Genomic DNA, 25,778 nt, shown 5'->3' with positions numbered 1-25,778 from the left:
TTAGAAAACACGATATTAAAACTCTATTGATTCTTTACTACTCATCGGTTGTGGTTTGATTAAAGATTAGAAAACACGATATTTCATCGTCCATAGCTCCACGAACCTCTAAGTTGTGGTTTGATTAAAGATTAGAAAACACGATATTTGATTTTATAGGTAAGATACTTAATATTTGGTTGTGGTTTGATTAAAGATTAGAAAACACGATATTGCAAGGACGAAAAAGGACAATTACACGCCCGTTGTGGTTTGATTAAAGATTAGAAAACACGATATTTGCGGAAATTTACCACCAACTTATCGGTAGGTTGTGGTTTGATTAAAGATTAGAAAACACGATATTTTCAGGATTGTTAAGCATTGCTTCTGTATTGTTGTGGTTTGATTAAAGATTAGAAAACACGATATTATGATGATGCTGGGTATTTATTAAATCCTGTTGTGGTTTGATTAAAGATTAGAAAACACGATATTTAACATTGATTTTAATGTCTTGCTTATGCAGTTGTGGTTTGATTAAAGATTAGAAAACACGATATTAAAAGCCTTTTCAAAAAGGAGCATTGACAAGTTGTGGTTTGATTAAAGATTAGAAAACACGATATTATTATATTACAGATGTAAGAACACTCTGAAGTTGTGGTTTGATTAAAGATTAGAAAACACGATATTAATTGACTTGTTACCTTCTAATAACTAAGGGCTTATAATTAAATATTGTTACAAAAAACGATTCTTTTTCACAGTGATAAGGTGAAATTGAGTCGTTTTTTTAATTTAAAAGAGTTCTAACTGAGTTGGTTGGGGTTCTTTAGGTTGAGCTGCCCTACCCCAAAAATTCATAATATTACCAAATTGCTTATCGGTAATCCTCAAAATACTCACTTTTCCAAAAGGAGGTAATAGTTTTTTTATCCTTTTTTCATGGGCATCTGCACTTTCACTACTTGCACAATGCCGCATATATACGGAGTATTGCATCATGGTAAAACCATCTTTTAGTAAGTTTTTTCTAAATCCCGAAGCATTCTTTCGATCTTTAGCTGTATCTGTTGGTAAATCAAAAAAGACAAATAGCCACATAATTCTATAACCGTTTAGTTCCATAATTTAGGGTAATTGATTTTTTTTCTTTTACCACTATAGCATTGCTGCAAAGAACTTGCTGTTTTTTGCAAAGCAACCATTAATGTACTTTTTTCATTTTTAAAATAAACCGTTCGTGTTAACGTTTCTAATAAAACAGATTTAATTTCGGTATTAAGTTCCTGTTCATCATAGTGTTCCATAATAGTATATACCGCTTCATCTATAATTGGGCGAAAAGGCTCCATTATATCATCAGCAAGAGCAAAAGCGTTGTATTTACTTTTATGATGTATACCTAAAGTGTTTAACAAGCCACTACCGGACAACGCTCTGGCAGTTGCCGCTCTTAAAATAGCGTAGCCATAATTTAATAAGTTGTTTGGGTAATTTCCAAAACGCTCGCGTTTAAATTCTATGTCAAAAAAAGATTTCCAGTAAAACTTCGCTGCTACAGCTTCCATATTAGTAGTATCTCCACTAAGAACTTTACTAGCTAAAAAATCAAATTTATTTTTCCTTTTTGTAATTTGCTGTAATAATACGCCCTGATTTTTAATTTTTTCAACAATTGTTTGTTGCCAAAGTTGTTTTTTCAAAGGAGCACTAGCCGCTATTTGATGTTTAAAAACAGCTTGTTGAATATGGTGACTATTAAGGTTTAGAAACATCCCATGTGGTAAATGGGTTTTATTACATGTAATTACCGAAGCGTTATTTTCAATTAATGAATTTAATGCCGTGATACTTATATAAATTTCAGGGTTATCTATAACAACAAATCCAATGTCTTCGATTGGGATTGTACCATCTCTTGTTTCAGATTTAATTACTAATTGGCAGTTTTTTGTTGTGATCGAGCACTTATTCGAGAATAATAATGTTTTTTTCAGCATAGTTAATTATTAATAATAAAGACTAATCAAAAAAACATAGGGAGGTACTAAAAATAACAAAATAGTTTAAAAAAACGAATATTTTATACTGATTTATTGAAAGCTTCAATAAATAATTCACCTCCTTTTTATAGCAATAGAGATACTTTTATTATAAAATGAGTTCATTGGTCTTGTATCCATCTTAAGTTAAAACAAAACCTATTAACACGTGTCAGATTAAGCAGATTTTACTCATCCATCTTCTCTAAAGATGGTTTTTGTATAAAAAATAAGAGCCAGCACGAATGCTGCCCCCTTACTTCCAACAACAAAAGCTAATCGTTTAATTCCTGAATTTTCTTTTCAAGATTTCCTATTCGCTCTTTCAAACGTGCTTCACGCTTGTTTCTCTCTTCGGCATATTGCTTTTCAATATTGGCAATTTGAGTTTTATAATACCCTTGCATCGCATTGTAGAATGAAATGTTCGTTAAGTCATTAACGTGATTGCTTTCGCCAAAATGGACTTGCTTGGTAAGGATGTACCGAATCAACTTATAAAAGGTCTCCCTTTTGAAATTCTTTTTGAAGCTCTCGACAGTTTCCACATCAGTCTTCTTGGATGTGTTGCCTAATAATTTTGAAAAGTGCTTTTGTCGACCTACATAGTCTACATTGTTCTCATATAAGGTTAATGAGAAAGCCACCATTTCATCTACTGAAAGCGATTTCTTCTTTTCAATATAATCGGTTTGATGAATCATCTGAACTATGTCCTCAAACTCCTTATTGTGCTCAATGTGTCGCTTTCGTATCTCTCTTTCGTTGATTTTAACGATTTGCTCTTCTTGCGAACATTCTGCCATCTTTCTATTTGCCAACGGTTCCGAATATATAGAATTTTCGTTTTTTGAATCTTCTACTATCTTCACAAAAACTGCTTTATGTAAATACGTTTTTGGATGAAACATAATCCCATTTACAAATCCATTTTCTTTTGCGGAATTGTGTGTTTCCAATTCTTCCTTATAATTATCAATCGCTTCTTCAAGTTCAGCTTTCAGTTCATCTTCAGAATAGTCGTAATGTTGGTATTCTTTCTTAATTATTTCTATTGTTGGCTCAATTGGCTCTTCGATTATTTCAACATCATCCAGAAGGTAAACTTTCAATCCAGTTTTTTCCAATTGCGATATAACGAGCTGGTTATTGTCGTCATCCGCCCAGTATTTGTGAATTTCAGGAATCAACAACACATTATCATTCTTTGATTTTTCAATCAAGTTCAAAAACGATTTGCTTTTCTTCATTTCATAACAGGCTGATTTTGTACACACCATTTTATCATCGCCGAACAAATTACCTTGATTTGCTGCATTGAACGGACATGTTGTACAAGCACCAACTTTAGTAATCAATTTTTCATCAACCACATCGAAAGGTGCATTTTCTAAATCATAAGTCTGGTTTTTAATCATCTGATTAATTTGATGGGCATTAAATTCTTCGCCCATTGTCTCTAGCATCATTTGCTGTGCCTCTGGCTCGAAAAGTGCAACACCTACGCCTAACGAAATCGTCATTTCGCCATTACGAACAAAGACTTTAAAACCTTCAATTAGACCTGCTAATTTTAAACGTTGCCTTACAAAGTTTTCTGTTCTTCCCAACCGTTTTGAAATCTCCGTTGGTGAATATTTTTCGATTAGGAACGCTACCGCTTCGGCTTCTTCGGTAGGCTCAACATCCTGTCTTTGCAGATTTTCGATAATTTGAATTTCGAGAACATCATTATTACCGTATGCTCTTACGATACTCGGAATTGTGTTCTTCCTCGCCAATTTACTTGCGCGATACCTACGCTCTCCCATTACGATGATGTAATCCTTTCCAGATTTTCGAACTGTAATAGGCTGAAGGACACCGTGTTCTTCGATGCTTTCAGACAGCTGCTTAAGAGTATCCTCGTTAAAGGTTTTTCTTGGTTGCATTGGGTCAGGAATAATCCTTCCGATAGGTAGTTCTTGAACTTGAAGTCCAATGGCGCTTTGAGTCAATTTCTTCTTGGCTTCATTTTTCACGGTGGCTGATACCTCTCCGTTTTTGCTTGCAGTACTTGCTTTTGTTGTCATAATACTTAAATTTTAGATTAAACAATATTTTTGCAGAACCCAAACGGAAGACAAAATTTCTGCTCAAAAGGAAACGGAATAAATGAGTTGTGGGCGAAGCGTTGGCTTTATGCCGTAGTCTTTTGATGATAATATTTTGCGAGTTTATCTTTGTACCAATATTGATATAGATATCTCTCCCCTTTTTTAAGCGGACGCTATTTTAAAGTTTTATATTGGGAATGTAGTGTTCCTGCTCCCGACGTTTCGGGATTAGGCAGTATCAAGCGAAGTGGAAATCTAAAGCTTTGGAATTATATCCAAAAATTCATTTAATAAAGCTTTTTTTATCGAAATGCAGAACAACTAAATGAAGTAAATATGCTCAATATATGAATGAGAATTATAGCATTGAAATTTAATCAAAACGTAATCACAACACCCACCATATTATAACCTGAGTGAGAAGTAAAAGTAAAATCGGTCTTAAATCTTGGTTCGATTATTTCGCCAGTAACATCACGTTTTACTTCTTTTTTGATTCTACGGTTTGCTGCATTTTCACCAATAACATAGCCCATTAAAATAGCAAATGGATAATCTGATGCCCAATGTACTCTAGAACTCATCATTTGAAAAGCCATAATACCTGCTACAGAATAACCTACTGGTTTAAGCCATTTCACGTCTGGATAGTTAGTTGCTATAACGGTAAGTGTTGCTATGTAGGTTGTCATGTGGCCAGATGGCATGGCATCATAATTTGGTGTGTTGGTTTGGTAAGCTTTGAAACTTGGAAAGGGTGTCCAATGTCCTCCTGGGGTTCCGCTTTCAATCGCTGCACTTGGGCTTTGTCTGCCTGTGATTCGCTTAATTATTTGTGTACTTACACCAGAGGAAATAAGTACTTCCATTAATTCGCTTGATGTATTTAACGCACGATAATCATTATTAATTTTTCCTGCAATGTAAAAAACCCCACTTAGCAGTATTGGTGTTAATCCATTTCCCATGTAATAAATTGCACCATTAATGTCTTTTGGAAGTACTTCGATACCTAAAAGCCTGGTGTAACTAACATCTTCTGCTAAACCAAGTGGTTCGCCTAACTCTTGTGCGTTATCCAATAATTTCTGGTCAAAGGGCAACAAAACCAATGTTCCACCAACTGCCATTCCTGTCCATAACAGATTTTCTTTTTGAACGGTGTATTTACCGAATTCGTAAATATCCTTAGGGACATGTCGAAACATATCGAAAAATTTAGGTTCTGTGTAAGTATAGCTTGTTCCGTTCTTCATTTCGAAGGTTTGGAAATCTTCAATCTGTTGCGCGTTATTTGTTGTTGATATTAAGAAACTTCCAATTATTAAAGTAAATTTAATTAAGTTATTGTAATTCATATTCAAAATTGCATTAATACCATCGTCTTGTAAATAACTTTATAAGTGTAGAAACACTTAACGTGACTTTAAACCTAACCTTTTCTCCGTATTTATCTTGTTCTAATTCGAAACCATTATTTGAAGCTACAGGAAAATAGAGTTCAAAATAATCGGCTACTAGACTTAACTTTACTCCAGAATCATAAGCAAAATATGGATTAACTCCCTTATTCTTCAAAAACCCAACGTCTCCATAAGCATGAATCCAATTCCAAATACTTACTTCGCCATTTAATGTCGTTATCCATTGGTTTGCAAATCTGGTATCTAAAAACGATTTAAAACCACCTTCAGCGGTGATGTATTCCTGTGAATATAAGCCTTCATCTTCCGATCTTCCAAGATAACCATAATCAAACAAATAATCGGATGGCCTGTCTAATGCAAAATCGAAATACCCATTATCTCCTTGAGTATTATTTTTTAAAAATGCACCTGCATATAATCGTAAACTAATCTGCCTGTTATCTAAAAACAACTTTCTGTAAAATGCAGTTAGCGATAGTTTGCTGAATTTTTTTGAAAGTTCATAATCTCCTTTAAAAGCTATACTATTTGAAAAATTAGAATTGGAATAGATATATCTCGCATTAAAAACACTATAATTGGGTGTTTCTAAAGGTACTTCTACATCAATATCTCTAGAGATGTTTACACTTCTTAATGTAATTGATTGTTGTAAATTACTTCGTAAATCTTTACTTCTATATTGCAAATTCATATAAGGTGTAAAGCTATTGGCAAATAATTTTGGTGCATAACTGGTCCTGTTCCCTGATAATCCTATTTTATATGCATACCAGCCCCATTCGTTAAATTGTTCATTAAGCACCAAGGAAACAGAACCAATTAAGGCCTGGGATTTAAAGCCATAAGTAGGCGTAATTTTATAGATAAATGGTTTAGTAATTATAGTTTTATTATAGAGTTTTCCGCCAAGTGTTAAACCGTCATAAATATTGTCGAACTCAATGACTGGCATAAAAAAGGTTTGATTTCTACTTGGATCTTCAACATCTTTAAGTAACCTGACTTGTAGAGGTTTGTTTAATACTCCGTTCAGATTCTTATAATTATTTGAACGTTTTACTTCCGGTATATTTCTATCGTAATCAATAACCAGCTTATCAGCATTATTTTTTTTAATAATGATTTGCTTTTCATCAATAAAACCATCAATCCAAATCTTATCAATTTCCTTATCATCGATAATGGATGAAATAGAAACTGGCATCGTATTTTTCCGCTCGTTCTTTAATACAATAATTAGCGAGTCTCCTTTTTCTTCAACGCTTTTAAATTTGAAATCTAGCTTGTCATTTCCAGGTATAAACTCATCAAAAAACCAATCAATATTCTTCTTCGCTGAAGATTGAATTACCGTTTGAAATTGTTTTGCAGATGTTGGTTTCAGCTTATAAATTGAATAAAATTTCTTTATACTTTTGCTTATTGATTCATCTTCCAAATAATCTTCTAAATATTTAAAACCAAGACCCGCTTTATACGTATTAGCAATATTATAGTTGAATTTTAGTAGTGAATCTCTTGGTGTTCCCAGCGATTGGTCTATAAATCGCCTAGCCATATTTTTGTAACCTAAATAATATTGATCGTTGAATTTTAAATCTGCTGCATGAAACCAGCGCAAACCTATAACCTCTGAAAGTGTTCCTCCCAATTTCATTTCAGGATAATATGAATCCATATAACGCATCATTAAATACACTAAAATGCCATCAGTTACCCATTTTTCCTTTCTTGGATTGATGACCAGAGTTCCTTCAAGCATCGCATCAATGGTGCTTTTTAACAAAGATATTTCAAACTGAAACTCATTTGAAAAAGGTCTGAATTTTTCAGGAAGTTGATTAAATCCATAAATGGGATTCTTTCGTTTATCGATATTTGAAACTATGAGTTTTTCTAAAGGAAAATCGCCCAAATTATCTTTTAAAAAACTAACAATTTTATTAGCAGTTTCTATTTTTTTTGAATCTTCAACTTTGTCTCCAGAAATGTTCGTTACCAAATCAAACCCCTCTGTTTTAAGATGGTAAAAATTAGATATCTTCTGAATATATAATTTAACTTCTCTTTGATTTGCTCCTGAAAGCGACATCATTTTTTTGCCATCTTTATCTAGTTCAGATTCTATAAGACCTGATGTTAAAGTGTAACTATTGGGAATCGTAAATTCGATGTCATAGGATGCCAACGGTGCATAATAATCGCCTAAATCTTTATTACTATGAACTTTCCATTCCGTATCATAAACCGCAGGAACTAAATACCAATAGCGTAAATTATAATTATTATCATTTGTATAGCCGTTGCCTGTAAATTTATCATCTGGAAGTTTTACATTATAATCAAAACGAATTGTGGTACTATCTCCAGATTTAAGAAGATCTCTTAAATTGACTTCCAAAATATCTTGAAAGCCTTTAAAGCGCTGCCATATTAATGTATTTCCTGATTCATTTTTAACGGAATAGATGGTAGTAAAACCACGCTCATGCGTACTTGCAAAATGCAAATTTCTTTTGTAATCTTCTGCAAACCGCTGCGCTAATGGTGTTTCTTTATCTATGTAACTATTTGCCCAATCGTGAAGTAAAACTTGAGTTAAAGTATCTTTAGATGTATTAAAATATACAACTTCCTGGTTAATTTTTATGGTATGAGAAATGGTATCGAGTTCTGCACTTATGTAAATTTTATGCTGTGCAAACCCCATTATTGAGGTTAAAAAAAATGCGATATAGATTATAAGTTTAAATGCTGTCATTAAATATTAGTCATATACTTGATTTTTTACTTTTCATACTTCTTTTCATTCACCCTTGAAATGGTTTAAACCATAGCCTCCGCTTTTAGCCTTTTCATTAACATAATATTATTCTCTTTCTTTATTTGAAGCACATTCTTACCATAGTTTGTATGGTAATTGTGGTTTTTAAGAAAATCTAAATTCAATTGATACCATTCTTGGTCTGTGAAAACTAAACCCATATATTCCTTCCATTCCATTCTTAATAGCTCACTTTTAAATAAATAATTATTGCTAGAAAGATGAAGTAAATCGGCATCACACATTATACACTCTAAAGTTGATTCAGGGCTTTGAGGCATTTTAGTTGCATTAATACAATTCATGACTTCTGCTTTTGCTTTATTAGAATAATTTATACTACTTAAATAAGCGTGAGCATAATTAGCACTAATCTTTTCGTGACTATCATATTCTTTAGATATACCAGTATCGTGAAATAGTCCTGCAATCTTTAAAATCTCAATTTCCTCCTCGCTTACATCTTCATAACTACCAATGATTGCAACATTCTCAAAAACCTCTAACGTATGCTTAACACTATGAAATGGTAATACTTTACACCTACTGTGTGTTAATAAATTAAGGCAATAATCTTTTATTTTATTTACCATTTGATTATTCATGATAACAACTTTAAAAATTATAAGTAATTCCTAACAAATATTCTCTATTCCCTCTTTTAAACGACAACTCATAATGTTCTTTTTGGTATGGTGTCGTAAATAGATAAGTACTACCTATTCCAACAATGGCACCTCCTAAAATATCCCAACCATCATGCCGTTCATTAATTCCTTCTAATCTACTATATGCAACAATTCCTGACAATGCGTATGCAGGAATTCCATACTTCCATCCATAACGTCGTTGTAAAAAGGATGCTCCAGAAAAAGCGACAGCCGTATGTCCTGATGGAAACGCGTGCCCATCTGTTCTACCATCTGGTCTAGGTTTATCTATAGCATACTTTAAAGCGTAAGTAACACCTAGTGTTGTACCATAGGATTTCGCAAATTGCCAAAAGCCTTTTTTATCTTTTTTTGCAATAATCATAATTAGGGAGGTTATTGCTGGCGCATGTTGAGCATAGTCTCCAAAAACTTCTAAATTAGTTTCCCTTCTTATCTCGGAAGGAGAATCATAGTCGTCAACTTGTGAAAAGGCCATAATAGGCAATAAAACAGTTATTAGGTAAATTGCTTTTTTCATCTTAAATATAGATTGGGATTAAAATTTATACGTAAAACCAAGCATATAATCTCCATTACTCGAATTGAAAGTAAATTCCATATGCTCTTGTTGATATTCTGTAGTAAAAAGCAAATTACTTCCTAAGCCTATAGCGGCTCCTGCCAATACATCTAGTATATCGTGTTTTTTAGAATCGATTCTACTAGCAGCTGTAAATCCTGCAAGTGCATAAGCCGGAATACTATATTTAAAACCGTAACGTCTATGGATATATCCAGCACTATGGAATACAGTAGAGGTATGCCCAGAAGGAAATGAATTATCATTACTCATGTCTGGACGAGGTTTATTTATACCAAATTTTAAACCATAGGTAATACCTGTTGTTAGTAAAAGCCCTTTTGTAAATTGCCACGTTCCTTGTTTATCACCTATAATAAATGATGTTCCTGCTGTAGCTACTGGTAAAGCAAAGAGAATAACATCTCCTATTTTTTGGATTGTTCCAACTTGCGGTATCGTCTCACTTGTATTTTGAGCGTTAAGGGGAATTGATCCAATAAACAAAACTATACATAACAGCCATAACATTTTTTGATGCTTTGATATCATTCAACAGAGTATTAATTAAAGTATTTTTTGGTATAGGCTGTTTATTTATGATAAATGTAAAAGGGAAATCTTAAGAAAATTTAAAGCTATTCAAATAGCACATTAATTAATTTATACTAAAACAGTTAAAGATTTTTCTTCTATAGATACAGAAAGTTCTACAGTATCAATTTGGGATAATTCCCCATCAATTTGGGATTCAAAAAACGAACCTTTTTTTCTAAATAACTTAATATGACTTGTTTGATAACACTTAACATCTTTAAGTAGTTCTGGTCTTTTGATAAGCACGCAAAACCCGAAAAGCAACATTCTTAATCGGCCTATTTGGGGTACTATAACCACATCTAAAAGTCCATCTGTTAAAGATGCCTTTGGAGTAAGACTCATATTGTACCCCATTACATTTGAGTTTGAAATAAATACCAAAAAAGGGTTAACTACCTCTAGATCATCATTTATAGAAATTACTGTTTCTTCTTTTTTAAAATAGTATTGAAAGGATTTTAGAGTCGCTTTCATATAGCACAGTAATGTTCTTTCCTGCGATGCTTCATAGTTCCCTATAACATTTGCAGTAAAACCAAATCCTGTATTACTAAAAAAATAACGTTTATTCACACTCCCAACGTCTATTGCCCTGCGTTGGTTATTCTTTATTACATAGAGTGCTTTTTTTAAGTTTTTAGGAATATTCAAATTACAAGCCAAACCGTTACCAGATCCTACAGGTACAATCCCTAATGGAATAGTTGTACCAACCAAAGCCGAAGCCACTTCATTTATAGTACCATCGCCACCACAGGCCACAATAATATCAGCTTGCTGATGTATGGACTCTTTTGTTAAATCAATAGCATGACCTTTATGTCCTGAAGACTTTATAGTTATATTATAACGTTCTTCTTCAAAATAATCTTGAAGAAAAGTTTCAGAAAAACTATGATCTCCAGAACCAGCAATGGGGTTAACAATGAAATGAATATCTATCATTTTATTTGTTTTTTAATTTTCAAACCTTCGTTTCTATACAAAGCATCAGCAACTTGATAAAATGAAATGCTTTTTTTATCAAATTCTTCTTCAGAAGGGATATCATTTAAACTGTTGTCTTTTGGATTCCATGAGTAGAAATTCGCGTTTTCTTGTTCATCTAAAATCAAAACCTTATTATCTTTTAAATAGCCTAACTTTCTGTAGTTACCTATAAAAGCGCGTTCATCCTTTGACTCCATGGATAGTATGTCCCTACCAAAGAGATTAGAATTATAATCCCAATTCAATATCGAAAACAAAGTTGGAAATACATCAATTTGCGAAGCCAACTTGTTTACTTTCTCTGGTTGTTGATTTGGCAAATTGAATATTAACGCAGGAATATGATAGTTTTTAACATCTAATTCCCATCGTCCTGCACTACTAGCGCAATGATCACTCATGATTACAAAAACAGTGTTTTTGTACCAAGCTTTTGTTTTTGCTTTTTTTATGAATTCTCCAATGGTATAATCAGTGTATTTTACTGCTCCATGTCTTCCTGCTCCTGAGGGAATATCAATTTTACCTTCAGGATATGTATAAGGTTTATGATTCGAAGTGGTCATTACGAAATCAAAGAAGGGTATCCCCGTCTCGTGTGCCTTATCTGCTTCTTTCAGTACTTTATTATAAATATCCATATCGCAAACTCCCCAAGCATTTTCAAAGGTCACTTCATCATCTTCAATATTAGTTCGTGTACTTGTAATGCTTTTATCTAGTAAAAATCCACGGCCTCGATCTACGATATTAAAACCATTACCTCCAAAATAAGTGTTCATATTATCAAAATAACCATCGCCTCCATAAAAGAAATTACGATTGTATCCTTGCTGTTTAAAAACTTCACCAATAGTAAATAACCCCTGGTTGTTTTTTCGTTTTACTATACTACGCCCAGGCGTTGGAGGAATGGATAAGGTTATAGCCTCCATACCTCTTACAGTTCGTGTTCCTGTGGCATATAGATTCTCAAAAAACAAACTGTTATTTGCTAAAGAGTCTAAGGTTGGCGTAAAATTATTTTTATTTCCAAACGCCTTAAGAAAATCCCCACTTAAACTTTCTATACAAATAAAAATAACGTTTGGTTTTGTTGGTTTAGAAATACTATCGGAATTGGTAATGAACCTATAAATGTCGTCCTTATTCGAATTTACAAACATATTTTTCGAATCGGTATAACTAGATTTAACGATTTGAAAAGCCTCTTCTTTTTGAATTGTTTTATAGAATTCATTATAAGGCAATTCATTATTTCTGAATGCGGAAAAAAATGAATAAATCCCTGATTTTGCTAATTCATTATTATATCGGTTTTCAGAAAAATCAGCTTGTTTATTTGTAATAAACAAAACACTTATTATAACAATAACCAACCAAGGAACTGCTGCAATAAATTTGGGTTTAAAAGCGCTTTCACTTGTAAACGTTTTACGAAAATAGCCAAGTTTGTAAATAATAAAAATACTCGCTAACACCAAGGCTAACATTACGGAGATCAATATTGGTAAAGGGTAGGATTCGTTGATGTTTTTTACAACTTCATAGGTATATATCAAATAATCTACCGCAATAAAATTGTATCGTCTGTGAAATTCGTCCCAAAACGTTAACTCCCCAAAAAATGAAAAGAAAATGATTAATACTCCTAAAGAAAACCCAAAATAAGTAATTATTCTATCGGCAATAGAACCATAAAATCGCTTCGGAAAAAAAAGCAAATAAATAATATATGGAATAGCAAAAAATGAAATGGTAGCCACATCAAATAAAAACCCAATGATGAATGTATTTCCTAAAGTGAATGCGTTTTTATCGACTTCCGAAAAGTTCCAAATTAAGAAACTTAATCTTACAACGAACGATAAAATAACAAACAAACCTATGTAAGCTTTAAGTAAGGTAAAACGCGTGGGGAAAACTTTAGACATTAATTAAATGAGTTGAATATTAATTGATGATAAAAGTAATATGCAATTCTAAAGAGATTTTAAAGCTAATCATTAGCACGTATTCAAGCTTCTGAAATCTATCTTTAGAATCTACTAAGATTTGATGTGTAAGTTTAAGACAACCTAAATATTTTCTAGCTTATGAAATCTAAACATCTATTGATAGTTTTAATTATTGCCTTAATTCCAAGCATGAATGCTCAACAGGATTCTATTTCAATTAAAAAAAAACAAAACTTTTCTTCAAAAAAGCATTATACCGGCATCCTTAATTATTGGCGGAACATTATTAAGCGGAAGTGGTTTTGAGAAAAAGTTTCAACGTGATGTAAGAAATGTGGTTGGTAACGATTTTGCATTTGCATTTGACGATTATGCTCGTTATGTTCCAATTGTTGAAATGTGTGCTGCCGATGCTCTGGGCGTTAAGTCAAAAAACCATTGGTTTGACCAATCCAAAAACTTAACCATAGCTATTTTAGTTTCTGATTTTATTACATATAGATTAAAAAGATGGACTAATAAACGTAGGCCAAGCGGTGGTGATGGTTTACAATCTTTTCCTTCAGGTCATACCTCTTTTGCATTTACCACGGCGGGGATATTATTTCAAGAATTTAAAGATAGTTCTCCTTATCTAGCTTATAGTGGTTATGCTATTGCAACTACAACAGGAGCGTTTAGAGTCATGAATAATGCTCATTGGATTAGTGATGTGATTGTGAGTGCTGGTATAGGTATTTTAGTTACACAATTGGTGTATCTCTTTGACCCCATCATTAAATGGAATCCCTTTAAGAAAGTAAAAGGAATGAGTTTTATACCACAAATTGAGAATAAACAATATGGTTTTTATATTAGTAAAACTTTTTAAAGTTAAATTATCATGGCACTTAATTTAAAAACGAATAGACTAGAAGTTTTTCTTTATAGTATGTTTTTAAGTTTATTATTTACACCACTAGAAGCATTTTTACTCACTTGAATTAATACAATAATTATAACACCTACAGTATTATTGAATCCAAAATGCCCCTGTTATATATAATAGAAGACTCATTCATATTGAAATTAATCTCATAAGAATAAATCAAATTATTAGCATGGAAAGTAATATTATATTTCTTGTATAATTTTACAAATCAGTGTTAACAGTTTCTTTTGGTAGCCTATACTCCATATTATTATAAGATTCAGAAGCCGTTATTACATGACTAATTGCATCTTGAACAAGATCGGTGTTCACGTTACTTTCGGGAATTAGTACATCATTTTCGGTAACTTTAAATTGTAATGCTTCTTTATCTGGTTGTAAAACAATTAAGTCATCACCATATCTAAAGGCATTTGTAGTATGAAATTGCATGATAGCCCTTCCTTTTTCCGAATCGTTGAGTTCATATATATTTCTTCCTACCATTGGCGTTTCCATGTCTAACCCTATTAAATCTAGTAAACTTGGTGGAATATCTATTTGAGATAATAATTTGTCGTAGGTAATTCCTTTTTCAATATTTGGACCTATGATTAAGGCAGGAATATGAAATTTATTTACAGGAATAAGATCGTCCCCCCAAGTACGCGTGTTATGATCAGCTATTATTATAAATATCGTGTTATTATAATAGTCTTCTTTTTTTGCCATTTTAAAAAACTCTCCAATAGCATAATCGGCATATTTAATAGCATTATTTACCGTGCCTTTTTCTCTATCGTACAATTCTATTTTGTTGTCAGGAAACTCAAATGGCTCATGATTAGAGCTAGAAAACATTAATGAGAAAAAGGGCTCTCCTTTATACGATTTATAAAGTGCATTTCCTTTTTTTACAAGAGACTCATCGGAGACGCCCCAAGTTCCTTTAAAATCATAGTCTTCTTTAGAATAATCTCTTTCATCTATAATGTCATCAAATCCATTACCATTAAAAAATGAAGCCATATTATCAAAGTTTGCAGAACCTCCATATACAAAACTAGTTTGATACCCTTTTCGCTTTAAAGCATCTGCTAATGAGAAAAATCCATTTTGAGATTTCCCTAATTTCACAACACTTCTAGATGGTGTAGGCAAAAACCCTGTAGTAACGGCCTCAATACCACGAACACTTCTTGTACCCGTTGCGTATAAATTCGTGAATAACAAACCTTCGGTGGATAGTTTATCTAAATTAGGAGTTAGCGGTAAGCCTCCTAAGACACCAACATATTCTGCGCCCAAGCTTTCTTGTAAAAAAATGACTAAATTATAAGGTTTATCTCTTTTGTGAGTACTTCTTTGAAGATGCAACAAAGGTATTTCGGTATTAGTAAAATCATCAGCTTTGGCCGTCATGTATTTCTTTACTCTAACTAAAGCTTCTGATTTTGCTATACGACCATACATTTTAATCCCGTTTTCCTCATTCTTTAGAGAGTAAACCGCAAAACCAACCGTATAAAGAGAATTTAAAGCTAAACTATTTACAAACTGATTTTTTGAAAAAACAGCATCACTTGCATTTATTGGTCTAACTGACGTAAGGCTCGATCTTAACCCAAAGAACAATAAAAATAAAACAGGAATTACCGCCTTCAACTGATAACCATATGACACCGCTTCCCTAACTGAAAACCACTTTTTAGATTTTTTAAGTAGAAAATAAACACTGGCAGATAATACCATAACTGCAACTATAATTATCCCTAGAAAACCTTTTAACAGCATACTAAACACCTCTTTAGGGTATATTAAATATTCTACAAAAAGTCGATTTGGCCTAGTATCATATTGTATTAAAAAGTTGGGAGTTGCCAACTCCATAAACAATATTAAAAACAGACATAGAACAAAAAAATATCTTATAAAAATGGAGATTTTTAATAAAAACTTAAAGGGAACTAACAATATTAATACGGTTGGCAAAACGGCCATATAGGATAACAAAATAATATCCATCCGTAATCCTATTGGGAAAATTAACCAAAACTGTTCTGTTTCGGTAACACGAGGCATAAACCCAATAAAAAGTATTAATCTACTTAAAGTAGTAATTAATAATCCGAGTAAAAAAAAGTTAAATATAGGCTTTAAAAAATCTAATTTTTTCATTTAATGTTTGATTATATCAATTGACCTATAAATATATAGAGCAATTCTAAAGTAAATCTTAAGCCTTGCTCTAGAAGTACATAAATAGAGAATAAATCAGCACTCTATTTGTAAAAAACAAAGCGTCCAGACCTTAAGCAGATCTGAACGCTTTTTAAACTTAAAATTAACTGATGAATCATAAAAAATTACTCTTCATCATCTTTTTTTACTTCCTGTTTTATAATGGTACCATTTACATCAATAGCAACTTCCATTTCAGACTCTCCCTTTTCTATTTCAAACTCATAAACTGTTCCCTCTTTTGTTTCAGAGATTTCCGCCTCTTCTATCTCGTAACCTGGAAAACCTTTGGTTAATGCTACTTTTACAGTTTGAGGAATTTCTTTTTCATCAATCTCATGTTCTGTTTCTTTCCAAGTGCCGTCTTCTTTAAAATTAGCAGAATACTCAACTTTATTGACTTTAAACTCCGCTTCCCATTCAGTCTCGTTTTCTTTTTCCCATTTAACCTTTTTAACATTTGGGAATTTCTTTACAAATGCATCTGTTACTTTTTGAGGTGCCTTATCTCCTGTAGAGATAAAAGCAAACATGGTACAGGCTAAAAAAACACCTAGAATTACTTTTAATGATTTCATTTTTTCGTATTTTAAATTAATACTATAAATTTAGCCAGCAATTCTAAAGATTATTTCAAGTAAATCTAAAGCCTATCTTTTAATAATTTATTTTGATGTTGCAAATGAGAAATATAAATAAATATTGCTATTAATACCACCGAAACTGCAGATGCTTGTAATGTCCCTAAATCTAAACCACCCTTAATCAAAGGTTTAGTAAGAAAATCGCCAAAAGTAGCACCAAATGGTCGAGTAAATACAAAGGCAATCCAAAATAATAGTATTTGATTCACTTTTGTAAAATAATGTAATAAAATTACGAATGCTATGATCAATGCAGTAACTAATGCTCCAACTAAATAACTTAAACCAATTTCATCACTTAAATAATCACCGAAGGCAGTACCCAAACTATTTGAAAATAACACTGCGGTCCAAAAAAACAACTCTTTGTTTTTATTTATAATAGGATAGACTTCTAAATTCTTGTATTTACTATACCAAATTGAAAGTGTTGTAATTAAGCCTACAGCTAAAACTAAACTACCATATGTATAACCTAGCCCAAGACTTCTATCCATAAAATCGGAAATCTCAGTTCCTAATGTTGTTGTTGCAATTATAACAAGCCAAAAATATAATGGGACGTATTTTTTTGAATACAACTGAACACTTAGAACGATTAAAAAAAACGCTAACGTAATTAAAATACCAACAGAATATCCCAAGCCTAAAGTTTGCGCTATAAAATCTCCCAATGTTTCACCTAACGTAGTCGCTATTATTTTCATTAGCCAAAATAAAGCTGATATTTCTGCAACCTTATTTAATGTTTGAGTTTTCATAATTATTATTGGTTTAATTGTGCCTGATAAAAGAAAGAGGACTTTCTTAACCATAAACCTACTTTCTCTTACAGGGCTTATATTGTATTATAAAAGTAAGATGTGATTTTAAAGAAAAACTTAAGCTATCTCTTATTAAAACTTATACTTCATTCCTAATCTTACAATTTGAGTTTCATAATAATTTTCATAAGTCGCTGTAAAGCCCTCTCCTGATATGCGTTGCATTAATCCAAAGTTGTTGAACAAATCACTTGCTGACAATGTAATTTCTCCTTTTTTATCCCAAATAGATTTCTTTAAACCTAAATCTACTGAAGACCTTGCCAACTCTTCTCCTTGTGGAATATTACGTTTAGAATAATAAAGTCCCGTAACTTGCGCTTCAATATCATAAGGCAATGTAAATGCGTTTGAAATTTTAAAATCGCCTGCTGTATCTGATGATTTATCAATGCTAAACGTTCTTACAAACGGAAACAGCAATGTACCATCATAAGCATTAATACTGTTTTTGTAAACATTGGTACTTGCTGTTAATTTCCAGTTTTCGGTTAAGTCTTGACTAAACAATAACTCAAATCCTGTATTAGTACTTTCTCCTGTGTTTTGGTATATTTTATTTACAATATCGTAATCTGCATTGCTGTTATCTACACTAAATATACGTTGATAAGCGCCTTTAATCTGTCTGTGGTAAACGGCTGTAAACAATGAGCCTGAACCCCAATTATAACGATGCGCTGCTTCTACGCTGTTTGTAAACTGTGGACGTAAATAAGGATTACCGACTTTTAATAATTCAGGATCATCGTATTTTGGAAAAATGCGTAATTCTGGTTCTCCTGGTCTGTCTACACGACGGTTGTAAAACAATGAGAATTTGCTTTTATCATTCAATTTATATGTGAATCGTACACTTGGAAATAATTCAAAATAATCATATTTATCATTAGAAGCGTAATAAGTATTTGTTGGGTCTAATTGATAAGACACCTCAGTTTGTTCAGCTCGAAGTCCTGCCTCAACATCGAAGTTTTCTTTTTCTAAAAGGTAATTCCCATAGAATGCATAAAGATTTTCTTTCCATTTTGAAAATTTACCTAAATTAGGATAGATTATAGATTGATTTCCTCTATTTATAGTATAATCTACAGGTAAATTTCTAAATCTAACTTTTGCACCAGCTTCTACTTTACCACTACTTAATGCTCGAGTGTAATCTGTTGATAAGCTTGTGGTGTGCTCAATCGCTCTAATATTAGTCATATCTCTACCAATTCTAATGGCAGAACTATCGTTTAGAAAATAACTTTCATCTTCTAGACCTCTTGTATATTGAGCATTCGCCGTGAACGAATGACCTGCCTGAGCAAAGTTATGCTTATAATTTGTTGCTACATTTATATAGCTTGTTATCTCTTCTTCTTTCCAAGTGTACAAACGATTTCGAACGTTATTATCTAAATTAATAAATGCAACTTGCGAGGTATCAATATGTTTTTCTCTGTCGTACATTCCAGAAAAGGTAATAGCATCATTATCGCTAAGTTCCCAATCAACTCCTCCCGTAATTATAGAACGAAACTGTCGTCTGTTTTCGGGAACTTGTGAAATGATATTACGGCCATCATCATAGTTTCTCGTTGTAAACTCATTATTTGGTAAAGCTTCTTGAATTATAAATTCTGATTGTAAAAAGTAATTAAGCTTATCCGTTCTGTAATTAAGATTTAAACTTGGAATCAGTTTAGGGTTTACCGAAAAGCTTCCATAATCCGTAGGTGTATCTTCTCTGCGTTTAGATAAAGCTCCCAAACCAAAAGACAAACCAACATCACCGTTTAAGCCTGTTTGTTTTTCTTTCTTATAAATAATATTTACAATTCCTGCAAAACCATTAGCATCGTATTTTGCTGAAGGGTTATTAATAATTTCAATACGCTCAATATTAGAAGCTGGAATATTATTTAATCCTTTTTGATTTCCAAAACCTGTAAGGCTTGATTGTTTGCCATCTATTAACACCACTACCTTGTCACTACCCCGTAGCACCACTTTTCCGTCTTGGTCGAAAGCGACTCCTGGCATTGTTTTCATAGCATCAACAACAGAACCGCCAGATTGTGCTACATTATCGGTTAGGCTAAATGATTTTTTATCTAAAGCAGAGTTTACAGTAGCTCGTTTTGCTTCAATAGTCACTTCGTTTAAAGATTCGGTAGAAGGTTTAAGTTCTATTTTACCTAGATCGAAAATTGGATTTAATCCACCCGAAGAAATTTTTCGCTGTACTGTTTCAAATCCTAAATAACTAATATTTACAATGTACTTACCTATTTTTAAATCCTTAATCTCAAACCGACCATCATCATCACTAATAGTCCCTGTAACAATGTTGTTTGTAGATTCATCGTTTATAGAAATTGTTACAAAAGGAAAAGTGTGTTGTGTTTCTTGTTCTATTATTTGACCAGAAATAGTAATTGTTTCTTGTCCATTTAAAAGGAATGAAATAAAAAGTATAAATATTGTAAGCGTTTGTTTTATCATTAGATTCAATTTTTATACCCGCAAAAGTACTATTCAAATCTAAAGAGATATTAAAGAATGTGTTTTAAATTATATTTCTAATCTTTCCATTGCATCTTTTGCAACCTTATAGCATTTAATATCGCCAATAATGCAACACCAACATCTGCAAATACTGCCTCCCACATGGTAGCTAAACCGCCTGCTCCTAAAATCAGTACAATTACTTTGACACCAAATGCTAATATGATATTTTGCCAAACGATTTTTCTTGTGGAACGACTAATTTTAATGGCTTTTACTACTTTTGAAGGTTGGTCGGTTTGAATAACAACATCTGCGGTTTCAATTGCGACATCACTACCTAAACCACCCATAGCAATTCCTACATCACTAGCTGCTAAAACTGGTGCATCGTTAATTCCATCTCCTATAAAAGCAATCTTATTTTCAGGATTCTGTTTTAAAACTTCAACTTCATTTAATTTATCTTCTGGTAACAAACCGCCTTTGGCAATTTCGATATTTAATTCGGAAGCTACTTTTTGAGTTATGGAATCCTTATCTCCAGAGAGCATCATTATGTTTTTGACACCTAGTTTATGTAATGCAGTAATCGTTTCTTTTGCATCGTCTTTTAATTCATCTGCTATAACCACATAACCTGCGAATTTGGCATCAATCGCAACCAAAACAATCGATTCTACAATAGTTTCTGTTTCCTCTAAAACATCAATATTATTAGCTATCATTAGGGCTTTGTTACCAACTAAAACAGTTTTACCATTTACAATGCCTTTTAAACCTTTTCCTGCTATTTCAGATACTTCGGAAGCCTCATAATCTGTACCTTTATCTTTATATTCTAGAATGGCTTTTGCAATGGGATGTGTAGTTTGTTCTTCCATCTCCATAAGGTATTTCATAAACTCTTTTTCATCCCAACCAATAGCTTTAATTTCTTTGATTTTGAAAACACCTTTAGTAACCGTTCCTGTCTTATCCATTACCAAGGTGTTTATTTTGGTCATGGCATCTAAAAATGAAGCTCCTTTGAACAAAATTCCATTTTTTGAAGCTGCACCCAATCCACCGAAATAACCTAATGGTACTGATATTACCAAAGCACAAGGACAAGAAATTACAAGAAAAATCAAGGCACGGTACAACCAACCTCTAAATACATAATCATCTACAAAAAAGTATGGAAGAAACGTAACACCTATTGCTAAAAAAACAACTATTGGTGTGTAAATGCGAGCGAATTGTCTGATGAATAATTCTGTTTTCGATTTGCGAGCTGTGGCATTCTGCACCATATCGAGAATACGTGCAATGGAACTATCCTTAAACTCTTTTGTGGATTCTATTTCAATAACGCCATCCATATTAATACTGCCTGCAAATACTTTTTCGCCTTTTGCAATCGTATCAGGTTTACTTTCGCCTGTTAATGCTGCTGTATTGAATGAACCTTTATCGGAAAGTAGAATACCATCTAAAGGGATTTTTTCTCCGACACGGACTTGCACTTTTTCCCCAATTTCGACTGTTTCAGGACTTACAGAAATGTAGTTATTGTTGCGATAAACCAAAGCTTCATTTGGCCGTACATCTAACAAAGCTTTTATATTTCCTTTTGCTTTGGTTACTGCTGCATTTTGGAATAATTCCCCAACTGCGTAAAACAACATTACTGCAACACCTTCAGGATATTCGCCAATGATAAATGCTCCAATAGTTGCTATGGACATTAAAAAGAACTCAGTAAACACATCTCCTTTTTTGATGCTTTCCCAACCTTCTTTTACAACAGGAAGTCCAACTGGAAAATAAGCGATACCGTACCAAACAATACGTAACCAATCTTTGAAAAAAGCTATGTCAAAATAATCTAATCCAATACCAATCATTAACATTGAAAAACTTATGATTGCTGGTAAATAGGCTTTGAAATTATTTGGTTGACCACCACTATGACCGTGACCATCATCGTGACTATGTTCTACTTCTGAATTGGGTTTTAAATATTTTAAATTGAGCATCTTTTTTTCATAATAAAATTAATAACACTCAAAGATGCTGTTTTATTAAGTGCAATGGAAGTGCATTGTTGGCAATGTTTGCAAATATGTATAGCTATTAGCATAAGGATTAACTCGCACAACAACTCAATTTAGAAACATCTTTTCCAAAAGTAATGGCCGCTAATTTGATGCCCTCACCAAGTGTCAAGTATGGATAAAAACTTTCAGCCAAATCTTTTACTGTAATTCCAAATTTAATAGCCATACTTAATTGTTGAATGAGTTCACCTCCTTCTGGTGCTATTATTCTTGCACCAATTAATTTATCCGTTTCCGTATTGCGAATTAGCTTTATAAATCCTCTGGTATCTTGAGCTGCTAATGCTCTTGGAACGTGAATTAAATCTAATTTAGATACTTCAAAAGGGATACCTTTTTTTTCGGCTTCTACTTCATCCATACCTGCTCCTGCAATTTGTGGATCTGTAAATACTACCCAAGGTAACGATGTATAATCCACACTATTTTTGGATAATGAAAAGGCGTTATTTACTGCTGTACTTCCTTCTTTTGCTGCTGTATAAACAAAAGGTGGTGTGTTTGTTACGTCACCTACTGCATAAATATTGGAAATATTAGTTTCCATTTTTTCGTTAACTAAAATATGTCCTTTATCAGTCAGTTTTAAGTCAATATTTTTTAGACCTAATTTAGACGTATTTGGTTTTGTACCTGTAGCTACAACAATATGTCCTTCTTCAATAATTTGAGTGGTAGAACCATCAGGACATTTGCAATGAATAATGGTTTTATCACCATCTTTTTCAAATTTAATAGCTCTAAAATTTGGAAGGATTTCAATCCCTTCACTTTTCATTTGTGCTTCTAAAACATCTGTAATATCGTTGGTTTGACTACGTAATGGTCTATCTGTAAATTCAATGATACGAACCTTTACTCCCAAACGGTTATATGCCATTGCAATTTCCAATCCGATATATCCAGCTCCCATTATGGTTAAGCTTTTTGGTTTTTCTTCTAAATCGAATAAAGATACATTTGTTAAGTAGCCTACTTTATTTAGTCCTTCAATGTTAGGAATGTTTGTTGTTGCTCCTGTTGCTATAATGATGTTAGTTGCGGTGTATGTATCTTTTCCATCTACAAGAATTGTTTTATTATCTACAAATTCTGCCCAACCTTTAAGCATTGTTAAGTTTTTGAAATCACTTACCACATCCATATACTTATGTTGTTGTAATGTGGCAACTAATGCTTTTTTGTCTTTTATAATTTGCGTAAAATCAATTTCAACACCTTTTGGTTTAATTCCTTTAAAATTAGAATGTGTTGCATGATATACTGTTTCGGCAGCTCTAATCAAATTTTTAGAAGGTACACAGCCAACATTGACACAGGTTCCTCCAAAATCTAATCCATCATTTACCATTAAAATAGTTAAACCAATGCTTTCCGCTTTTATGGCTGCTGAAAATGCTGCTGAACCACCACCAATAACAATTAAATCGAATTTATGCTGCCCATCATAATCTTTGGCATTTGTAATACAGCAATCTTCCTTTTCAATATCTTCAATAACTGAATAATTTCCTATATTGTTTACTGCATTAATAACATCTTGATTACTTATCTTATTGGTGTCATATACAAATTTCCCTTCTCCTGTTTCATGATTTACGGAGCTACTTACAATTCCGTCTTTAACGTTTAAATCTTTTTCAATATGTGATGAACACCCAGAGCAAGTCATTCCGTTGATGTTTAAATTTATTGTTTTATTACTCATTTTTTTCTTTATTAATTACTTTATATCCTGTTGAGTTTATTGCTTTTTCTATATTCTCTTTAGTCGTTTTTGTATTATCAAACTCCACTTCTGCGTTTGCCTTTTCATAGGAAGCCTTGATATTTACAATACCTTCTAACTCATTAACTGCGTGTTTAACGTGTTCTTCACAAGATGTACAAGTCATCCCTTTAACATCAAAATTTAATGTTTGAATATTGGATTGATTGACTATAACCACTTCTTTCTTATTATCAGGATAAAAAATATGAGCATAATAAGGGAAAGCAATTGAAACCGTTGCAAACAAAGTAATACCAACTAAAAATCCTTTTGTTTGAAACCATTTTGGTTTTGCATCAACTTCACAACCACAATCATCGGCACTTTTTGGTTTTAAATAATTATACCAGGCATAGCCAATTGCGACTATAGCTAAACCAATTAAATAGGGTCTAAATGGTTCCATCCAAGATAGGGCAGACGCACTTCCTCCAACGCCAGCTATTAATGCTATAACAGGTGGTATGCAACAAGATGATGCTGCTACAGCAGCAAATAAACCTGTGTATGCTGCATTTTTTGATGTTTTTTCTGTTTTCATGTTTATATTTATTGATTTTTAACGGTCACATGCAGTTCGCTATTAACTCCCTTACGGTGTAAGAAAATTCATAACATGCTCGTTTCATTTCTTTATAAATTATGCTGTTTTTCTAATTAATTCTATAGATTTAAAAATGCTACTAAATATCTCTGTTTCATCTTTATTCAATGAGTAGTAAAGCGTTTGACCATCTCGTCTTGAATTGATTATTCCTGCATCTTTGATTTTACGTATATGTTGTGAGATCGCAGGAACACTCATTTTTAGAATATCTGCTAAATCACAAGGGCATAATTCATTTTCTAAATTCAATAAATAAAGAATTTTCAATCTTACATCGCTTCCGGCAATTGATAAAAGTTTTGTCATTTTTTGAAAACTCCCTTCCATATTATCCAATGTCTCCATACAGTTTTGTAACTGCTTATGGTTGGCTTCCGCCCTTGTACAGGTTATTTCTAATTTCATTTGTGTATATATTTTTATTAAAGATATTTGCTTTGTCGAACAAACATATAATTAATTACGTATTTAAGCAAATACTTAAATATATAGTTGTGAATTTTAACTATTTTGATTTTTAGAGCGTTGGATATATGTGTTGGGAACGGCTAAAAAATATAAAATAGAATGTAGTAAATGTAAGTTTCTTAACCACTACACTTATCACAAATACCTTTAACCACCAAGTTTACGTTTTCAGAAACGAAGCCTTCTGGCACTTTAATTTGTGGAATTTTATGCTCTGTTAAGCATATGGTTTCATTACAGTTATTGCAGTGAAAATGCAAATGTAAATCTGTCTCAATCTCACAACTACAACCTTTCTCACATAATGCGTATTTAGTGATTCCTGTTCCATCATCTATTTGATGTACAATATCTTTTTCTTCAAAAGTTTTTATGGTTCTATACAAGGTTGTCCTTTCTGCTTTCTCAAATGCATTTTCTATATCACTCAATGTAACAGCGACTTCTTTTTCTGTAAGAAACTTATATATTAACATACGCATTGCTGTAAGACGTATATTTTTTGACTCAAATACTTGTTCTATTGTTTCCATAATTAATGTTCATGTTCTGTTTCGTCT

General features: G+C 32.4%; 20 protein-coding genes and 1 CRISPR repeat array (1 of these 21 cut by a window edge). Of the genes, 1 reads left to right on the top strand and 19 read right to left on the bottom strand.

Features of this window, described 5'->3' with window-relative positions; genetic code table 11:
- Window positions 1–675: direct repeats of the CRISPR family, unit length 36 nt; unit sequence GTTGTGGTTTGATTAAAGATTAGAAAACACGATATT; it reaches 2,917 nt to the left of the window's first position.
- A 105-nt stretch (window positions 676–780) separates the two neighbouring features.
- The 10 genes from cas2 to QWY92_RS01315 form a co-directional block, all read right to left on the bottom strand.
- Complete coding sequence (gene cas2 / locus QWY92_RS01360; RefSeq protein ID WP_290268029.1) at window positions 781–1,110, bottom strand: CRISPR-associated endonuclease Cas2; 330 nt, start codon at window positions 1,108–1,110, stop codon at window positions 781–783.
- Window positions 1,101–1,985 carry a type II CRISPR-associated endonuclease Cas1 gene (cas1, locus tag QWY92_RS01355; protein ID WP_290268027.1) on the bottom strand — a complete coding sequence of 295 codons (885 nt, stop codon included), beginning with the start codon at window positions 1,983–1,985 and terminating at the stop codon, window positions 1,101–1,103. The genes cas2 and cas1 overlap by 10 nt, the downstream gene beginning before the upstream one ends.
- A gap of 317 nt (window positions 1,986–2,302) precedes the next feature.
- Complete coding sequence (locus tag QWY92_RS01350) at window positions 2,303–4,099, bottom strand: ParB/RepB/Spo0J family partition protein (protein ID WP_290268025.1); 1,797 nt, start codon at window positions 4,097–4,099, stop codon at window positions 2,303–2,305.
- A gap of 401 nt (window positions 4,100–4,500) precedes the next feature.
- Complete coding sequence (locus tag QWY92_RS01345) at window positions 4,501–5,481, bottom strand: phosphatase PAP2 family protein (RefSeq protein WP_290268024.1); 981 nt, start codon at window positions 5,479–5,481, stop codon at window positions 4,501–4,503.
- 13 nt (window positions 5,482–5,494) lie between these two features.
- Window positions 5,495–8,314: a metalloprotease gene (locus QWY92_RS01340; RefSeq protein WP_290268022.1), complete on the bottom strand. Its 2,820-nt coding sequence runs from the start codon at window positions 8,312–8,314 to the stop codon at window positions 5,495–5,497.
- A gap of 65 nt (window positions 8,315–8,379) precedes the next feature.
- Complete coding sequence (locus tag QWY92_RS01335) at window positions 8,380–8,982, bottom strand: HD domain-containing protein (RefSeq protein WP_290268020.1); 603 nt, start codon at window positions 8,980–8,982, stop codon at window positions 8,380–8,382.
- 10 nt (window positions 8,983–8,992) lie between these two features.
- Window positions 8,993–9,568: a phosphatase PAP2 family protein gene (locus QWY92_RS01330; protein WP_290268018.1), complete on the bottom strand. Its 576-nt coding sequence runs from the start codon at window positions 9,566–9,568 to the stop codon at window positions 8,993–8,995.
- A gap of 18 nt (window positions 9,569–9,586) precedes the next feature.
- The gene (locus QWY92_RS01325; protein WP_290268016.1) at window positions 9,587–10,141 is read right to left on the bottom strand and encodes a phosphatase PAP2 family protein; all 555 of its coding nucleotides are present in this window, start codon (window positions 10,139–10,141) and stop codon (window positions 9,587–9,589) included.
- Window positions 10,142–10,273: 132 nt separating this feature from the next.
- Window positions 10,274–11,155, bottom strand: a complete 882-nt coding sequence (locus QWY92_RS01320) for a diacylglycerol/lipid kinase family protein (RefSeq protein WP_290268014.1) — start codon at window positions 11,153–11,155, stop codon at window positions 10,274–10,276.
- Entirely contained in the window at window positions 11,152–13,134 is a 1,983-nt protein-coding gene (locus QWY92_RS01315; RefSeq protein ID WP_290268012.1) for an LTA synthase family protein, read from the bottom strand. The genes QWY92_RS01320 and QWY92_RS01315 overlap by 4 nt, the downstream gene beginning before the upstream one ends.
- A gap of 217 nt (window positions 13,135–13,351) precedes the next feature.
- Here QWY92_RS01315 and QWY92_RS01310 point away from each other — a divergent pair, with 217 nt between their 5' ends.
- Window positions 13,352–14,029, top strand: a complete 678-nt coding sequence (locus QWY92_RS01310; RefSeq protein ID WP_290268011.1) for a phosphatase PAP2 family protein — start codon at window positions 13,352–13,354, stop codon at window positions 14,027–14,029.
- Between the two features lie 261 nt (window positions 14,030–14,290).
- On the opposite strand, the gene QWY92_RS01305 is transcribed toward QWY92_RS01310, so the two are convergent.
- The 9 genes from QWY92_RS01305 to QWY92_RS01265 form a co-directional block, all read right to left on the bottom strand.
- The gene (locus QWY92_RS01305) at window positions 14,291–15,958 is read right to left on the bottom strand and encodes an LTA synthase family protein (protein WP_290268008.1); all 1,668 of its coding nucleotides are present in this window, start codon (window positions 15,956–15,958) and stop codon (window positions 14,291–14,293) included.
- 476 nt (window positions 15,959–16,434) lie between these two features.
- Window positions 16,435–16,887, bottom strand: coding sequence for a PepSY-like domain-containing protein (locus tag QWY92_RS01300; protein ID WP_290268006.1), 453 nt, complete (start codon window positions 16,885–16,887; stop codon window positions 16,435–16,437).
- A gap of 65 nt (window positions 16,888–16,952) precedes the next feature.
- Entirely contained in the window at window positions 16,953–17,714 is a 762-nt protein-coding gene (locus QWY92_RS01295; RefSeq protein ID WP_290268004.1) for a COG4705 family protein, read from the bottom strand.
- A gap of 135 nt (window positions 17,715–17,849) precedes the next feature.
- Window positions 17,850–20,267 carry a TonB-dependent receptor gene (locus tag QWY92_RS01290; RefSeq protein WP_290268001.1) on the bottom strand — a complete coding sequence of 806 codons (2,418 nt, stop codon included), beginning with the start codon at window positions 20,265–20,267 and terminating at the stop codon, window positions 17,850–17,852.
- 77 nt (window positions 20,268–20,344) lie between these two features.
- Entirely contained in the window at window positions 20,345–22,291 is a 1,947-nt protein-coding gene (locus QWY92_RS01285; RefSeq protein WP_290267999.1) for a heavy metal translocating P-type ATPase, read from the bottom strand.
- 109 nt (window positions 22,292–22,400) lie between these two features.
- Window positions 22,401–24,080 carry a mercury(II) reductase gene (gene merA, locus QWY92_RS01280; RefSeq protein ID WP_290267997.1) on the bottom strand — a complete coding sequence of 560 codons (1,680 nt, stop codon included), beginning with the start codon at window positions 24,078–24,080 and terminating at the stop codon, window positions 22,401–22,403.
- Window positions 24,073–24,684 carry a mercuric transport protein MerTP gene (merTP, locus tag QWY92_RS01275; protein WP_290267995.1) on the bottom strand — a complete coding sequence of 204 codons (612 nt, stop codon included), beginning with the start codon at window positions 24,682–24,684 and terminating at the stop codon, window positions 24,073–24,075. Before merTP ends, merA begins: the two co-directional genes overlap by 8 nt.
- 99 nt (window positions 24,685–24,783) lie before the next feature.
- Window positions 24,784–25,155, bottom strand: a complete 372-nt coding sequence (locus tag QWY92_RS01270; protein WP_290267993.1) for an ArsR/SmtB family transcription factor — start codon at window positions 25,153–25,155, stop codon at window positions 24,784–24,786.
- 182 nt (window positions 25,156–25,337) lie between these two features.
- On the bottom strand, window positions 25,338–25,751 hold the full coding sequence (locus tag QWY92_RS01265) for a Fur family transcriptional regulator (protein ID WP_290267991.1): 414 nt from the start codon (window positions 25,749–25,751) through the stop codon (window positions 25,338–25,340).
- Between the last annotated feature and the right edge of the window lie 27 nt (window positions 25,752–25,778).

Origin of the sequence: Algibacter miyuki (assembly GCF_030409805.1) — a bacterium.
In the GTDB taxonomy this organism is placed as follows: Bacteria; Bacteroidota; Bacteroidia; order Flavobacteriales; family Flavobacteriaceae; genus Algibacter; species Algibacter miyuki.
This window is presented reverse-complemented; position numbering and strand designations above follow the sequence as displayed.